The following is a 14,810-nucleotide window of genomic DNA, read 5'->3' as shown; positions in this document are numbered from 1 at the left end:
GCTTGCGTCAAGATGGAAGTACAACTTTTCCGATCAAGTTGTCAGGCGCGTCAGGAGCCCCGCTCCAGCAGGGCTGCCACCCGTCGCAAGGACACCGGCTTCTCGACCAGCATGGCCGTCGGAAGGTCCGGGTTGGCGCGCCGGATCTCGTCGAGCTGCTGGTGGTCGGCATCCCCGGTCAGCAGTATCCAGCGCACGGCAGTCGATTTCGCGGCGAGCCGGACGTACAGCCCAAACCCGTCGCCGTCGGGCAGATTCACGTCACACAGCACGGCGTCGAGCGCCGGCGCCGGCTGGCGCTCCAAAAACGCCCGGGCTTCCTCTGCCGAGGCCAGCGCGATAACGCCGTGATGACGACGCAGGAGGTATTCCCCGACCTCGCGACGCAGGTCGGCATCGTCCTCCACCAGTAGAAATTGCACGACGGTAACTCTACGCCCCCCGCCCCTCGGCACGCGCCGTATTAATGCCCCACCCGGCCTTGAGTTACATCACCCGAATCGCAAGCCGAACCACTTTTCCGGTCTGGTTGCCGGCACCCCGGTGCGCGCCGCACTCTTCAGCATGGCGCGGATCGCGCGGCCCAGCGTCCGGGTCTCGACCGGCTTCGGGAAGAATCTGTAGATGCCGACCCGCTCCAGGATGGGCTCCGACAGGTGGTCGATGCGACCCGACATCACCAGCAGGGCTGTCTCGGGCGACAGGCGGCGAATGCGCTCGCTCAGGGTGACGCCATCAAAATCGGGCAGATCGAAATCGACCAGGGCAACGCGCGGCCGCAGATCGGCGATGCGATGAAGGGCGGGAGAGCCGGCATGGATGGTCCGGACCACGAGACCGCGCCGCTCGAGGATGCAGGCGAGCTCCTCTGCCTGCAAAGGGTCGTCCTCGACAATCAGCACGTCGCAGGCAGGTTCGACGGAGTCGGAAGTCGGCCGGGTCATCGCGTCCGTCATCTTGCAACTCTTGCCCGGCGTCGTCACGGGGCAATACATGACTTGCCCGGCGGAAGGCTCCGAATTGGACGAAACTACCGTCGGGGGCGCGACTGCACGCTGTCGAAGAATGTCTCGACGGCGCGCAGACCGGGCTCGCTCAGCCGGATGAGGGTGCGACGCTTGTCGCCGGAATCGTCGCTGCGCACGATGAGATTGTGGCGCTGCAGCTCGTCCATGCGGCGGAGCGCGGTGGTCAGCGGCACGCCAGAAGCGGCGCCGAGGCTGGTCACCGTGACCTCCGCACCGGCGAGCTGGGCGTCATAGAGGTCGAGCAGCATCTCCCAGCAGGGGTCGGAGAACAGCTCCGTCGGGAACAGGCTGCTGCGGGTGCGACGCATCGCCTTGAGGTCGCGCAGCACCGCCTGCCGGCGCTCGGTGGGGGAAAGAAGCTCCTCGCCGGCCGTCGGCGCCGCCTCCTGGCGCTGGCGCATCTGGCGGGCCAACTGGGCCGACTTGACAGCGCGCACCAGGCGCGGCCCGTCCACCGGCTTGGTCAGCATGTCGCGCGCGCCCAGACGCAGCGCCGCCACGGCGTCGTCGAATCCGGCATTGCCGCTGACGAAAATGATTTCCGGCCGCGCCCCGTCGGCGAAACGGCTCAGCCGCTCTGCGAACTGCACGCCGTCGAGCTCTGGCATCCGCAGATCGCTCACTACGATGCCGGCGTGGAGTCCCTCCGCCATCAACTTGAGCGCGCTCCAGCCGTCACTGGCCGCACGGCAGGTGAGGCCAGCCTTGGCCAGATACTCGACCAGTTCCTCGATCGATTCGAGGTCGTCGTCGACCACGAGAACGTCGACGCTGGCGGCAGTACGATCAGTGACGCCCGGCGCAGTCATGGCTTCCTTCATGCCAGGCCGACGGACACCTCCGGAATGGAGGCGTTTGTCGGCCGCTCTGGAAGGAAAGGTGCCTGCAATGCGGTACAATTCGCAAGCGCGACCGGCGAAACCGGTCGCGTTGGGACGGGAAGTGGACCAGGAAGATGCCCGCAAGCGCGAGCCCGACGGCGCCAGCCGCCCCGGCCATCGGCCCGCTACGGGCCGACCGCCGGCGCTCCCTGCTGCTCGCCGGTTTCGTTCTCCTGGTCGTCTGGTCGGCCGCCGGCCTGCTGATCTGGCAAAGCCGGCAGGCATCGATCGACGAATGGAAGCGCGCGGCCGCCCGGACCAGTCTCATCGCATCGGCCTATGTCGGCCAGGCCCTTGGCGCCGCCGACCTGGTGCTGAAGAGCATGCTCGACTGGCTGCGCGACGAGCAGATCGGCAACGAGGCGGAATTCCAGGCGGCGGTGAGCGGCCGTCGCTTCTACAACGAAATGCGCGAGCGGATCGCCGGCCTGCGGCAGATCGGAATGGCCGGAGTCGTCGGCCGCGACGGCGTGATCCTGAACGCCACCTCCAGCTTTCCGCCACCCCAGGCCTCCATGGCCGGCCGCGAGGGCTTCGTCGCCGCGATCTCGCCGAACCCGCCCGAGGTGATTCTGACCACCACGATACCAGGCCGGGTCATCGGCCGCCCGACCTTCTTTCTGCTGCGTCCCGTGGTCGGCCCCGGCGGTGACGTTCTGGGTGTCCTGGCGATCGGTCTCGATGCCCGCTACCTGGGAGATTTCTTCCGCCAGATCGCGGTCAGCGCCGACAGCACGATCTCGATCATGCGCGACGACGGCACGCTGCTGGCGTCGAGCATGCGCGACGACTCGCTGCTCGGGCGACGCTTTCCCGACTCCCTCTCGCTGCGGCTGCTTCGCGAGATCGGCCCGGCGCCGGCCGTGTTCACCGATGCGCCCCTCGCGCGCGACCCGTCGCTTCACCTGCCGCGGATCATGGCGCCCCGCCGCATCGAAGGCTTTCCGGCGATCGTCACACTCTCGATCGGGCCGAGCGTCTTTCTGAAGCCGTGGCGCGAGACCAGCGCCGAGTTCGTGCTTGCCGCCACGCTGCTCAGCCTGGCGACTCTGCTTGTTCTCCTGCGGGTGCTGCGGTTGATGCGCCTTTCAGACGCCGCGCGCCGCGCCGCCTCCGAGCAGGCGCTGCTTGCCGCCATCGTCGACACGCCTTCGGCCTTGACCGCGGTGCTCGACCGCGCCGGGCGCGTCATGCGCGCCAATACCCGCTTCAACGAGCTGTTCGGGGAGCGCTTCGACCTCTACCGCTCCGGCGATGCGGACGACGGATTTAGCGAGGTTCAGGGATTGGGGCAGCTCCGTGACTTCGTCGCCGGAAACAAGCGCCAGGCCGAGATCGACCTCGAGGTGGTGCGCCGGGGCCAGCCAACCTGCCGGCTGCATTTTGCGTTGGCTCGCCAGACGCATTCGGAGACCGGCGAGTGCATCATCCTGGTCGGTCAGGACGTGACGCTGCGCCATCAGGCGCAGCGTGCGATCGCCCAGACCGCCAAGCTCGCGACCCTGGGCGAGGTAACCACCGGCATCGCTCACGAGCTCAGCCAGCCGCTGAACGTGATCCGCATGGCCGCGCAGAACGCGCTGGCCGAGCTCGAGCCCGAACCCGAGGACGAGGACGACACGCCGGGCGAGGACGCATCGGCAGACGGCGCAGCCTGCCCGCCGCCCATCGAACCGGAATTCAAGGCCTTCCTCGCCGGCAAGCTCCACCGCGTCATCGCGCAGGTCGACCGCGCCGCCGCCATCATCAACCGCATGCGCATCTTCAGCCGAACCTCGCGCGAAGGTCCGCAGCCGGTCGACATGCGGGAGGCCTGCCACGGCGCACTCGCCCTGATGACGGCGCAGCTCCGCCGTGACGGCATTGCCGTACACCTGCAGCTCGACGAAGCGCCGGTCCTGGTCGTCGGCAACATGGTCGTGATGCAGCAGGTGATCGTGAGCCTGCTCGCCAACGCGCGCGATGCGTTGCGCGACAGCCCGAGCGCCGGCAAGGCGATCGCCATTCGCGCCTTGCGGTCGGCGGATGGCCGCGTCATCGTGCGCATCGCCGACAATGGCCCGGGCGTGCCGACGGCGATCCGCGACCGCATCTTCGAGCCCTTCTTCACCACAAAGCCGGTGGGCGACAGAAGTGGCCTCGGCCTCGCCACCTCCTACGGCCTTGTTCGCGACGCCGGCGGCACGCTCGCTCTGGCCGAGCCCGAGCCCGGCGAGCTTCAGGGCGCGGTGTTCAGGATCGACCTGCCGGCGGCAGTGCAAACCGCCGACGCCGACAAGCTCGGGGCCGACAGGACGCCGGATGCGCCACCCCCGCCCACCATGGCGGCGCTGTAGGTCGACGTGCGCAAAGCCGTTATCATGTCGCTTCGGACGACCTCGCCCGATCTCCTTGCACTCCAGGGGCCTCGCTCGCCATGACCGTCCGTATCCTGTTCGTTTCGACCGGCGACGTCTGCCGCGCGCCGATGGCGGTCGGCTGCCTGCGCGTTCTGGTGCAGCGCGCCCGGCACGCAGGCGCCTTCGAGATCGATTCGGCCGGCACCTACGAAGGCGCAAGCGGGCAGCCGCCGAGCCTGCTCGCCCAGGAGGTGGCAGCCCGCCGCGGCTATCCGATTCGCGACCTGAGAGCCCGCCGCCTGGAACCCGCCGATCTCGCCCGCTTCGACCACGCGCTGGCGATGGACCGCATGCAGCTCGCGTCGATGCGGCTGATTGCGCCGGGGCCGCACACCGAGCGGCCGCAGATGCTGCTCAGGTACGTTCCGGTGCCGGGCCTCCGCGAGATCCGCGACCCCTTCGGCGGCACCACACGGGACTACGAGCGGGCGCTCGACCTGATCGAGCGCGGCTGCGCCGGCCTGCTGGAGCATCTCGGCAAGGAGGCGGGGCTGCCCGGGCGCGACACGCCGGGGGACCGGCAAGGCCGGACCACGCAGCTTCGCGTGGTCCATTCGCGGGATTGAGAGGTCCAACCTCCCGAGCAAGCCTGTCCATTTCGGTGCACGCGCGTCAGCTCGAAGCTGTAGTGACAGGCACGGGGCGCCCTCGACTGGAAGGCGAGATTCAACACATCGCCGCGCATCGCGCCGCCGACCTTCCCGCTGAAACAGTCGGCACTGTCGCTGCGAAACGCTGGGCGCAGCAGACGTCGGCGCTTGGCATTGCTGCGAGGGGAGCATTGTCGGACACGCGTGCGGGTTCCTTGGCTTGTTCTCGGACGCAGCTGTGCCCCACAATGTATTCTTCCCAGCGAAAACCGGGGAGGAAGTTCTACTGCAAGAACGAAAGAGCCTGGGACATGGTCAAGGAAATGACACCTCGCGAACTGGCCGAATCATCCCGGCGCTACTGGCATTGGACGGGCGTCGCAACGCTGCTGGGCTGCCCGCATCGCCAGGACTTCGACGAGACCGACATCGGCCTGGTCGGCTTTCCCTATTCGGGCGGCAACGCTATCGAGCGCATGCAGTACCTGGCGCCGCGCGCCGTGCGCAACCGCTCGCACTCCTACCACCGCATGCTGCGCAACACGCGCTTCGATCCGTTCAAGGCCTGCCGCATCAACGATCTCGGCGACGTGCCGGTCGTCGACATTCTCAACCCTGATCTGGCGGCGGCGGAGGCCGAGGCGTTCTATGGCGAGCTCCATGCCCACGGCATCGACCCGATCACGGTGGGCGGCGATCATTCCGTCACGACGCCGATCCTGCGCGCCATCGCCGGCGCCAAGTCGCGGCACAAGGGGCCGATCGGCATGATTCATTTCGATGCCCATGCCGATTCCTGGCCGGCGGTGAACGGCACGGCCCATCATGCCGGCGCCGCCTTCCGCATCGGCGTCCTGGAAGGACTGATAGATCCCAAACGTACGGTGCAGATCGACCTGCACGGCGCGCTGGGCGATCCCAACCAGGACGACTTCTCGCTCGAGCATTTCCGCGTGTTCATGCTCGACGAGGTGGTCGACAAGGGAATCGCCTTCGTGGGCGACGAGGTGCGGCGCATCGTCGGTGATGGCCCGACTTACATCAGCGTCGACCTCGATGTCCTCGACCTCGCCTACGCGCCCGCGGTCGCCGACCCCGAGGTCAACGGCATGACCTCGCGCGAGTTCTTCGGCCTGCTCGATCGGTTCAGAGGCCTAGACATCTGCGGCGGCGACGTCGTCTGCTATTGCCCGCCGCTCGACGGCCCGGCGCAGATCACAGCGCTCACCTCGGCCGAGATCCTGCTGCACCTGGCCAACCTGGTGGCGCAATCGCGCGTCGCTCGGCGCGTGCCGGCTCCATGACCCAGAGCCTGGCCGACCGGTTCTTCGTCGACGCGATGTCGCCTGAGATTCGCAGCGATCCATATCCCTATTACGAACGCTTCCGCGGTCCTGACCGCTGCTGCGCGCCGCCGAGACCGTCTGGTTCTCCCTGGGCCACGCCGGCGTGACGACGTTGCTGCGCCATCCCGGGCTGTCGGCGGACGAAACGCGCGCCGCACGCAACGCAGAGCGTGCGCTCAGCCTCATGGGCATGGACCCGCCCGAACACACACGCCTGCGCGGCCTGGTCGCGCGCGCCTTCACGCCGCGGCGGCTCGAGGACCTGCGCGGCGTCACGCAGGCCATCGCCGATGAGTTGCTGGACGGCATGGCCGGGCGCGGCAAGACGGTCGACCTGATCGAAGCCTTCGCCTATCCGCTGCCTGTCCGCGTGATCTGCGCCCTGCTGGGCGTGCCGCCAGCCGACGAGCCGCTCTTCACCGAATGGTCGCGTGGCATGGCCCGTTCGGTCGATCCCGTCGTGCTGCGGACACCGGAGATCGAGACGACCATCAAGGCGGCCCAGCATGGGCTGGCCGCCTATATCGCCGACCGGCTGGCCGAACGCCGCCGCGCGCCGGGCGACGACCTGCTGTCGGCGCTGGCGGCGGTCGATGTTGACGGCGACAGCATCACGGCGCGCGAGATCGTGGCGCTGGCCCAGCTCCTGCTGTTCGCCGGCCACGAGACGACGGTGAACCTGATCGGCAACGCCGTGCTGGCCCTCTTGGGCGCACCCGATCAGCTGGCGCTTCTGCGTCAGTCGCCCGAGCTCACCGGCGCCGCAGTCGACGAATTCCTGCGCTTCGATTCTCCCGCCCAGGTCACGCTCAGGATCGTCAGCGAGGACACCGAGCTGGTAGGTGTGCCGGTGAAGGCGGGAGACGAGATCATGCTGATCCTGGCGGCCGCCAACCATGACGCCGCCGTCTTCGCCGATCTCCACCGCCTCGACGTGACGCGCGACGCCCGCCGCCATGTCGCCTTCGGCAGCGGCATCCACCATTGCCTCGGCGCGACGCTCGCCCGCATGGAAGGCGAGGTCGCCCTCAACACGCTGCTGCAACGCTTCTCCGGGATCGAGCTCGCCGGCCTGCCGACGCGATTGCCGACCTTCACCCTGCGCGGACTCGACACCCTGCCCGTTGCGCTGCGATCGTGAGGAATCTGCTTTCAGAGAGACAGGCATGAAGCGACCGCCGGGCCTGCTGACGCCGGGACTGGTCGAGGCGGACCCGCCGTCGATCGCCGGCAATCGGCCGGGTCTCGCGGCGGCGCTGGTCGAGGCATTGGGCGTGGGTATGGACCTGCACGCGGTGAGGAAGATCTGCGCCCGGCGTCACACCACGCACCCGAAGTGTGCCGACGACACCAGCCGGATGTACTTGTCGTGAACCGAACCCGGTCGCGTCCGGCCCGCCGCTTCGGGTGCCTTCCACGCCGCCATGCGCCGCGCGATCTCATCGTCCGGCACTTCCAGGTTCAGCGTCCGCTTGCCGGGATCGATGACGATCGTATCGCCGTCGCGCACAGCGGCGATAGGGCCGCCGCGGGCGGCCTCGGGGGAGATGTGGCCGATCAGGATGCCGTGGCTCACGCCGGAGAAGCGGCCGTCGGTGATCAGGGCGACGTCCTCGGCCAGCCCGCGGCCCTGAAGCTGGATGGTAAGCATCACCATCTCGGGCATGCCGGGGCCGCCGACCGGGCCGACATTGCGCACCACGATCACGGTGCCGGGCTTGATCTCGCCGGCACGGATCGCCGTCATGGTGTCGGCCTCCGAATCGAAGACGCGCGCGGTGCCGCGGAACTCGCCCTTCTCCAGGGTCTTGCCGGAGAGCTTCAGCACGCAGCTCTCCGGCGCCAGGTTGCCCCTGAGCACGCTGATGTGATTGTTGGGCGGCGCGATCGGGCTGCTCACCGGGCGCACGATGTCCTGCCTGCCGAGCTGCTCGAGGGTCGGCACCGCCTCGAGGTTCTCGGCCACCGTCTTGCCGGTGACGGTGGGCGCATCGCCGTGCAGGAAACCGTGGCGCAAGAGCTCCTTCATGACGATCGGCACGCCGCCGATGCCATGCAGGCTGGTCATCGCATAGGGGCCGTGCGGCTGCAGGTTGCCGAGCAGCGGGACGCGCTCGCCGATCGCCTGGATGCGCTCGATGGTGAGCGGCACCTCGGCCTGGCGGGCAATGGCGAGCAGGTGCAGGTACATGTTGGTCGAGCCACCCATGGCGTAGACGGTGGTGATGGCGTTCTCGAAGGCCTGCATCGTCATGATGTCGCGCGGGCGGGTGCCTGCCGCCATCAGGCGATAGAGCGCGTCGACGCTGGCGCGCGCCTGGGCGCGGACGTCGGCGTGGATGTCGCTCCCGGCATCGTAGTCGGCGGGATGCGAGGCGCCGCGCGGCAGCATCATGCCGATCGACTCGGCGATGGTGCTCATGGTGTTGGCGGTGAACATGGCGCCGCAGGTGCCGCTGCCCGGCATGACGTTGCGCTCGAGCGCGCCGAGCTCGTCGGCCGAGATGCGGCCGGCCTCGTGCGCGGCGCGACCCTCGGCATAGTCCATGATCGTGAGGTTGGTTCCCTTGGCCGCCCACGGACCGAAATCGACGCGGCCAGGCGAGCTGGTGCCAGGGTAGAGCACCAGGCCGAAGGCGTTGGTGCGGGCAAGCGGCATCAGCGCGGCTGCACCCGTCTTGTCGCAGCCCGAGATGACGATCATGGCGTCGCCGTGATGGGCGTAGTGGCCGATCTCGAAGCAGTCGGCGACGACGTCGCGCGAGACCAGGCTGTAGCCGGCGGTGGGAGTCCCTTGCGTCAGCGCGTCGGAGACGGCGGGAGCGCCGACGATCAGCCCCTGCCCGCCGCGCTCGGCCAGGATCTCGGCCAGCAGGTCGGCGATCGAGCGCACGCGGTTGTTGCAGCGATGGGCATTGGTCCAGGCAGCGGCGATGGTGACGACGGCGCTGGCGTCGGCGGTGCGGTCGGGCTCGAAGCCTGCTGCGCGCAGCTCGACGCGCGCTTTCTTCCAGTAGGTGCTGCTGTCTTGGGTCATGGGGGTTTCCGCCTGGTTGGGTTGCGGGAGGTTAGCCGATTGTCTGTTCCGGTGTACCGATCACAGATCCGCCAACCCAACACGCTGGCCAACAGCACCACAGGCGCCGCGCAGTCCGGATCGAGCGCGACCGCCTGCTCGAGCAATGTCCGGGCGGCGTCGCTCCTTCGGTCAAGGCGTGGAAGTTACTCAGAGCGCGAAGGCACAGATCGTAGGCATCGAGGGTCGCCGGAGGCGGCCGCTGCGCCCGCTCGATCTCGGCGCGCTCAATGCCGGACGCAATGGCGCCGGCACCGCTTCCATGATTCGATCCTGCAACGCAAAGACATTGCTGTCCGAATCAGAGGGCCGGCGTCCTGATTCAGCACCTGCGGGTAACGCGCGCGGCAGGCATGGAGAAGGGCCTTCCAGACCGCCTGTACAGGGTCACTTCGCTTCGGATGCGAGCGGCTGGCCCTTTTCGACGACATAGGTCGCGATCACCTTCGCACCGGCCGAGCCGGTCTTCGCATTGTGAACGGCGCGGGCGGGCACCTTGTACGAATCGCCGGCCTTGAGCAGCCGCGGCGGCTCGCCGTCGATCAGCAGCTCGAAGCCGCCCTCCATGACGTAGCCCGACTCGGGACCCGGATGAGTGTGGCGTCCGATCGAGACGCCCGGCGCGATCTCGGCAATGCCAATCACGGTTTCATAGGCGGTTCCCGGCACGTCGAAACGCTGCAAGGGCGTGCGCTTGATGGTCTGCGTCTGGCTGGCAACGGCCGGCGGGCTTTGCTGGGCCGCAACCGGGCCCGTCCAGGCCAGCACCGCGAGCACGGCGTACATCGACGATGTGAATTTGAGCATGCATCCTCTCCTCGACCTCGCGTGCGCATTGTTTGCCGCCTGCGCTACCCGGTCTTGGACTCTTGCGAACCCGCCATAGGCCGTGGACGAACTGGCAATTCTTTCCCGCGCAAACTACGCTCTCACGATCGCGCGCCGGCTCGGGGGAGAGTCATGATGGAGAAAGTTGAGAAGCAAGACTTCGCTTCCCTGCACTTCTCGACGCGCCAGCTTCCCGCGGCGAAGCGTCTGCCGGCGCTGCGCGACCTCTTCGACCGCGCGGTCCAGCTCGAGCTGGAGGCCGAGCCCGGCCAAGCGGCCGAGATGACGATGCATATCGCGCCAGGTCTGCGCCGGGCGAAGATGCTGTCGCCGCTCACGGCGCGCGTAACGCGCCCGGCGAAGATGCTGGCCGATGGCGAGGACACAGTCTGCCTGATGATGAAAACCGGCGGCCACATGGCCCTGACGCAACGCCGGCACGAGGGCGTTCCGCAAGTTGGCGACGGCGTCTTCCTGGTCTACCGCGAGCCGGCCCTCCTGCAGTTCCACGAAACCACCTATCATTCCGTGCGCGTGCCGTTTGGCGCGCTGGCGACGATCGCCAATGTCGAGCAGGCCGCCGCACGCTGCATACCGGGCGATACCGAGGCGCTGGCGTTGCTGCGGACTTATCTCGAGAGCTTGCCCGAACGCATCGCCGACCCGCGCCTCAATCTGCTTTCCGCCACCCACGTTTACGACCTGATCGCGCTCGCCATCGGGGCGACGGAGGACGGGCGGCAGATCGCGAGCCAGCGCGGCGTCCGTGCCGCACGTCTCGACGCCATCAAGACCGAGCTGATCCGCAACGCCGCGCTCCCGCTCGATCAGCTTGCCCGCCGTCAGGGCATCTCACCGCGCTATGTCCAGATTCTGTTCGAGGAGGCCGGAACCACCTTCTCGAACTTCGCCCTTGAACGACGGCTCGAGGCGGCGCGCCGCTTGCTGACCAGCCCGCGCTACGCTGCCTGGTCGATCACCGCGATCGCGCTCGAGGCGGGTTTCGGCGACGTCTCGCATTTCAACCGCCGCTTCAAGCGGCGTTACCTCATGACACCGTCCGACATGCGCCGACACAAGGACGTCGAGCGCTAGGCGCGTTCCTACCGCCGTGGTGCGCGGCCACGGATCCGGTTGAAGCCGCGCTTGATCTCGACGAAGCGCGCCTCGATCAGCGCCGATCGGGCGCGCGGGCGTACCCCTTACTCGTCCAAGCCTCCGAGATGCCGGCTCGGCTCCATTCGTTCGTGCAGCACGCGTACCACCTCGATGAGATCGGGACCGGCCATGCGATAGAAAACGACATGCACCGGTGCGGCGACCGGTGCTTCGCGACTTTCGCTCCGGGCGTGCCGGACATGCAGGCTGCGAAGCCGGGGCGTGAGGTCGCTCCAATCCAGCGTCGAGGCCCCAAGAGGATCACGGGAAATCCGGCGCAGTGCCGCTGTGAGGAGGCTGCGATACCGGATGCGGGCCTCGGCACCGTGGCGGGACTCGCTCGTGCGCAGGATCGACTGGGTGTCGGCTCTCGCGGGCGCAGCCAGCCGATAGCGCGCCACCGTTCACCGCGATTCGGCCAGCCGATCCAAGGTCGAGTCGAGGTCGGCGTCGTCGACCTCCGTGAACGCGCCCTGGTCGAGGGCATCGATACCGGCCTTGATCTGTCTGCGCAGGAGGGTGAGCTTCATCTCGTCCTCCTTCCACCGCTGCTGCAGACCGCGCAGCGCATCGCGGATTGCTTCGCTGGCGTTCTGATACTTTCCAGCCTTGACCATTCTTTCGACGAATGCGTCCTGCTCGGGCGTAAGATTGACGTTTCGCGTGGGCATTGAACTCTCCAAGGCGGCCCTCACCCTATCACGGTTGGCAAACTTTGCCAGTCCGTCCGCTCTCACGACCCGGCATCGGCGGCATCCGGACCGCGACACTGCCAATTTCGGACGAGCCATCCGCTTCAAACGAGGTGCGGTCGAGCGATCGTACGCGTGCCCTCCATTGGTATCGGCTATTGTGCCTCGACCCAATCGGCTCGAGAGGAGGCGTTGCATGGACAGAGAAACTTCAGCTCGACGCGACGTTCTGAAGCAAATGGCCGCCGCAGGCGCGGTGGGCCTGCCTGCCGCAGCCCAGGCGGCCGGTCCGCCTGCCTACGATCCGAACGCCCGCTTCGACCTCGTGGTCAGCGAGGTCGAGGTGCGGCGAAATGCGGCCGGCCGGATTCTGATGGCGCGGATTTACCAACCCAAAGGGACGGGCCCCTTCCCCACCATTCTCGACCTGCACGGCGGTGCCTGGAACAGGAAGGACCGCTTCGCCGAGGAGCCGATGGACCGCGCGCTGGCGGCGAGTGGGCTGCTTGTCGTCGCGGTCGACATGACGATCGCACCCGAAGCGCCCTATCCGGCCTGCATACAGGACGCCAACTACGCCGTGCGCTGGCTCAAGGCCAATGCCGCGACCTGGAACGGCGATGTCTCCAGGCTGGGCGTCTACGCATCGTCGAGCGGGGGTCATGTCGCCCAGCTCCTGGCGATGCGGCCGCACGATGCGCGCTACGGCGCGATCCCTTTCGCCACCGCACCGGACGTCGACGCCACCGTTTCCTTCGTCGTGATGCGCTCGCCGGTCAGCAACACGTTTGCGCGCTACCAGAACGCCGAACGGCGCAAGAACGAGGGCATGCTGAAGAACAACAAGGTGTTCTTCTCGCCCTGGGAGACGATCCACGAAGGCAACCCGCAGGAGATTCTCGAGCGCAGGGAGAAGGTCACCCTGGCGCCGTTCCTCATCATGCAGGGCGCCCTCGACGACAACGTGCTGCCGGAGATGCAGGAACACTTCGCCGAGACCTACCGGGCGGCAGGCGGCGAGTGCGACTATCGCCTGTTCGAGAACAGCGTCCACGAATGGGTCGCCGAGCCGGGTCCGCAGACCGACAAGGCGCGCGAGGTGGCCAAGGAGTTCATCGCGCGGCAGCTGAAGGCTTGATCCTCAGGTCCGGGGCAGCTGGTGCTTCAGCACCTTGCCCGTCGCGTTGTGCGGCAGTTCGTCGAGGAAGCGGACTTCCTTCGGGACCTTGAAGCGGGCGAGCTGGGTGCCGCAGTGCTCGATCACGGCGCCCTCGTCGAGGTTGGCGCCGGGCTTCAACACGACGAAAGCGCGGCCGATCTCGCCCCACTTCTCGTGCGGCACGCCGACCACGGCGTTCTCCAGCACGCCGTCGAGCTGGTAGATCACGTTCTCGACCTCGACCGGGTAGACGTTCTCGCCGCCCGAGATGAACATGTCCTTCCAGCGGTCGACGATATAGTAATAGCCGTCCTCGTCCTGGCGCGCGGCGTCGCCGGTGTGGAACCAGCCGTCGGCCGTGAACGAGGTGCGGTTGGCTTCCGGCCGGTTCCAGTAGCCCGGCGTCACGTTCGGCCCCTTGATCATCAGCTCGCCGGTCTCGCCCTGCCTGACCGGATCGCCGTCGGGATCGCAGATCTTCAGCCGCACGTACATCGGCGGCAGGCCGGACGAGCCGATCTTCGCCATCGCCTTGTCGGCCGACAGGAAAAGGCCCATCGGCCCGGTCTCGGTCATGCCCCAGCCCTGGCGCAGAGCGATGCCCTTGCGGCCGAACGTCTCGAGCAGCGACAGTGGCGAGGCGGCGCCGCCCACGCCCATCGACCTTATGTGCGAGAGATCGGCCGCGGCGAAGCCCGGCTCCTGGGCCAGCATCAGGAAGTTGGTCGGCACGCCCAGCAAGTCGGTGAGGCCGAGCTCCTTGTCGGTCATCAGGGCGAGGAAGCGGCCGGGATCGAAGCTGCGCAGCACTACGTTGCAGCCGCCGGTATGGAAGGTCGGGTTGGCGTAGACGTTGAGACCGCCGGTGTGGAAGGTCGGCAGGAACACCAGGTTCCTGGTGCTCGCCGTCAGCCCGACTGTCATGGCGCAGTGAACGCTGTTGAACACGCACATCTGGTAGGTGATGCGCGCGCCCTTGGGCCGCCCGGTCGTTCCGGACGTGTACATCACCGTCCAGGTGTCGGCGAGATCGAGCGCCGGCGGCGCAAGCGTGCCGCTCGCCTTGGCGAGACCGGTCTCGTAGGCGCTCGGCTTGCCGTTGGCGAGGTTCGCCGTGTGCGGCACGGACGCGAGCTTCGCCACCTGCAGCGCCGCATCGGTGAACTCGTCGCCATGAACCAGCACGACGGGCGTGGCGTCCTTGCAGATGAACTCGAGCTCAGGGACTGCGAGCCGCCAGTTGAGCGGCAGGAATATGGCGCCGAGCCGCCGGCAGGCGAACTGCAGCTCGAACACATCGGTGTCGTTCATGCTGAGCACCGCGATGCGATCGCCCGGCTGAACGGCGAAGGCATCGCTGAGCCACAGCGCGGCGCAGCTCACGCGCCGGTCCATCTCGGCGTAGGTGAAGCGCCGGCCGGAAGCGAGATCGTGCGCCGCCTCAGACGACGGCGCGAAGCGGGCGTGATGGGCGATCCAGTCTTCCGCGGGGATACCCGATGTCATGCAGTTTCCTCTCGATTCTCTTTCTCCTCCCCAGCTTCGCTGCTACGGAGTGGACACATCTCTGAGTTCCCATCCAGTAGCGATTGCGAGGAAGTAGTCGAGGCCACGCTTAAAGGTAATCGGTCCCGGTGGTCTGGAGGAAGGGTA

Annotated in this window: 15 protein-coding genes; 7 read left to right on the top strand and 8 right to left on the bottom strand. The window is 67.7% G+C overall.

The annotated features are described in order from the left end of the window. Positions 1-50 precede the first annotated feature (50 nt). From AB7O82_RS01300 to AB7O82_RS01290, 3 genes are all read right to left on the bottom strand, one after another. Positions 51-422, bottom strand: coding sequence for a response regulator (locus AB7O82_RS01300; protein WP_428549832.1), 372 nt, complete (start codon positions 420-422; stop codon positions 51-53). A 69-nt stretch (positions 423-491) separates the two neighbouring features. Beyond that, entirely contained in the window at positions 492-956 is a 465-nt protein-coding gene (locus tag AB7O82_RS01295; protein WP_428549834.1) for a response regulator, read from the bottom strand. Positions 957-1,030: 74 nt separating this feature from the next. Next, positions 1,031-1,786 (bottom strand): response regulator, encoded by a 756-nt coding sequence (locus AB7O82_RS01290; RefSeq protein WP_428549836.1) that lies wholly within the window; start codon positions 1,784-1,786, stop codon positions 1,031-1,033. A 197-nt stretch (positions 1,787-1,983) separates the two neighbouring features. Between AB7O82_RS01290 and AB7O82_RS01285 the strand changes: the two genes are divergently transcribed. From AB7O82_RS01285 to AB7O82_RS01265, 5 genes are all read left to right on the top strand, one after another. Next, entirely contained in the window at positions 1,984-4,245 is a 2,262-nt protein-coding gene (locus AB7O82_RS01285) for an ATP-binding protein (protein ID WP_428549838.1), read from the top strand. Between the two features lie 80 nt (positions 4,246-4,325). Then, positions 4,326-4,874: a low molecular weight protein-tyrosine-phosphatase gene (locus AB7O82_RS01280; protein ID WP_428618501.1), complete on the top strand. Its 549-nt coding sequence runs from the start codon at positions 4,326-4,328 to the stop codon at positions 4,872-4,874. Positions 4,875-5,209: 335 nt separating this feature from the next. After that, positions 5,210-6,202 (top strand): arginase family protein, encoded by a 993-nt coding sequence (locus AB7O82_RS01275; RefSeq protein WP_428618498.1) that lies wholly within the window; start codon positions 5,210-5,212, stop codon positions 6,200-6,202. 145 nt (positions 6,203-6,347) lie between these two features. Further along, positions 6,348-7,385, top strand: coding sequence for a cytochrome P450 (locus tag AB7O82_RS01270; protein WP_428553295.1), 1,038 nt, complete (start codon positions 6,348-6,350; stop codon positions 7,383-7,385). Between the two features lie 25 nt (positions 7,386-7,410). Further along, positions 7,411-7,617 (top strand): hypothetical protein, encoded by a 207-nt coding sequence (locus AB7O82_RS01265; RefSeq protein WP_428553293.1) that lies wholly within the window; start codon positions 7,411-7,413, stop codon positions 7,615-7,617. Here the strand turns inward: AB7O82_RS01265 and AB7O82_RS01260 are convergent. Both AB7O82_RS01260 and AB7O82_RS01255 read right to left on the bottom strand, forming a co-directional pair. Beyond that, positions 7,563-9,281, bottom strand: coding sequence for a dihydroxy-acid dehydratase (locus tag AB7O82_RS01260; protein ID WP_428553291.1), 1,719 nt, complete (start codon positions 9,279-9,281; stop codon positions 7,563-7,565). The two genes, AB7O82_RS01265 and AB7O82_RS01260, sit on opposite strands and share 55 nt — an antisense overlap. 426 nt (positions 9,282-9,707) lie before the next feature. Further along, positions 9,708-10,127, bottom strand: coding sequence for a cupin domain-containing protein (locus tag AB7O82_RS01255; RefSeq protein ID WP_428553288.1), 420 nt, complete (start codon positions 10,125-10,127; stop codon positions 9,708-9,710). Between the two features lie 153 nt (positions 10,128-10,280). On the opposite strand from AB7O82_RS01255, the gene AB7O82_RS01250 reads away from it, so the two are divergent. Next, positions 10,281-11,243 (top strand): helix-turn-helix transcriptional regulator, encoded by a 963-nt coding sequence (locus AB7O82_RS01250; protein ID WP_428553285.1) that lies wholly within the window; start codon positions 10,281-10,283, stop codon positions 11,241-11,243. 107 nt (positions 11,244-11,350) lie between these two features. On the opposite strand, the gene AB7O82_RS01245 is transcribed toward AB7O82_RS01250, so the two are convergent. Together AB7O82_RS01245 and AB7O82_RS01240 are read right to left on the bottom strand one after the other, a co-directional pair. Then, positions 11,351-11,707: a type II toxin-antitoxin system RelE/ParE family toxin gene (locus tag AB7O82_RS01245; protein WP_428553282.1), complete on the bottom strand. Its 357-nt coding sequence runs from the start codon at positions 11,705-11,707 to the stop codon at positions 11,351-11,353. A 3-nt stretch (positions 11,708-11,710) separates the two neighbouring features. Continuing rightward, positions 11,711-11,977 (bottom strand): type II toxin-antitoxin system ParD family antitoxin, encoded by a 267-nt coding sequence (locus AB7O82_RS01240; protein ID WP_428553280.1) that lies wholly within the window; start codon positions 11,975-11,977, stop codon positions 11,711-11,713. Positions 11,978-12,194: 217 nt separating this feature from the next. Between AB7O82_RS01240 and AB7O82_RS01235 the strand changes: the two genes are divergently transcribed. After that, positions 12,195-13,136, top strand: a complete 942-nt coding sequence (locus AB7O82_RS01235; RefSeq protein ID WP_428618495.1) for an alpha/beta hydrolase — start codon at positions 12,195-12,197, stop codon at positions 13,134-13,136. A 3-nt stretch (positions 13,137-13,139) separates the two neighbouring features. Here the strand turns inward: AB7O82_RS01235 and AB7O82_RS01230 are convergent, their stop codons facing one another. Next, a complete protein-coding gene (locus tag AB7O82_RS01230) occupies positions 13,140-14,663 on the bottom strand; it encodes an acyl-CoA synthetase (protein WP_428618493.1) in 1,524 nt (507 codons plus the stop codon). Positions 14,664-14,810 lie beyond the last annotated feature (147 nt).

This window comes from Reyranella sp., assembly GCF_050185545.1.
Lineage (GTDB): Bacteria > Pseudomonadota > Alphaproteobacteria > Reyranellales > Reyranellaceae > Reyranella.
This window is presented reverse-complemented; position numbering and strand designations above follow the sequence as displayed.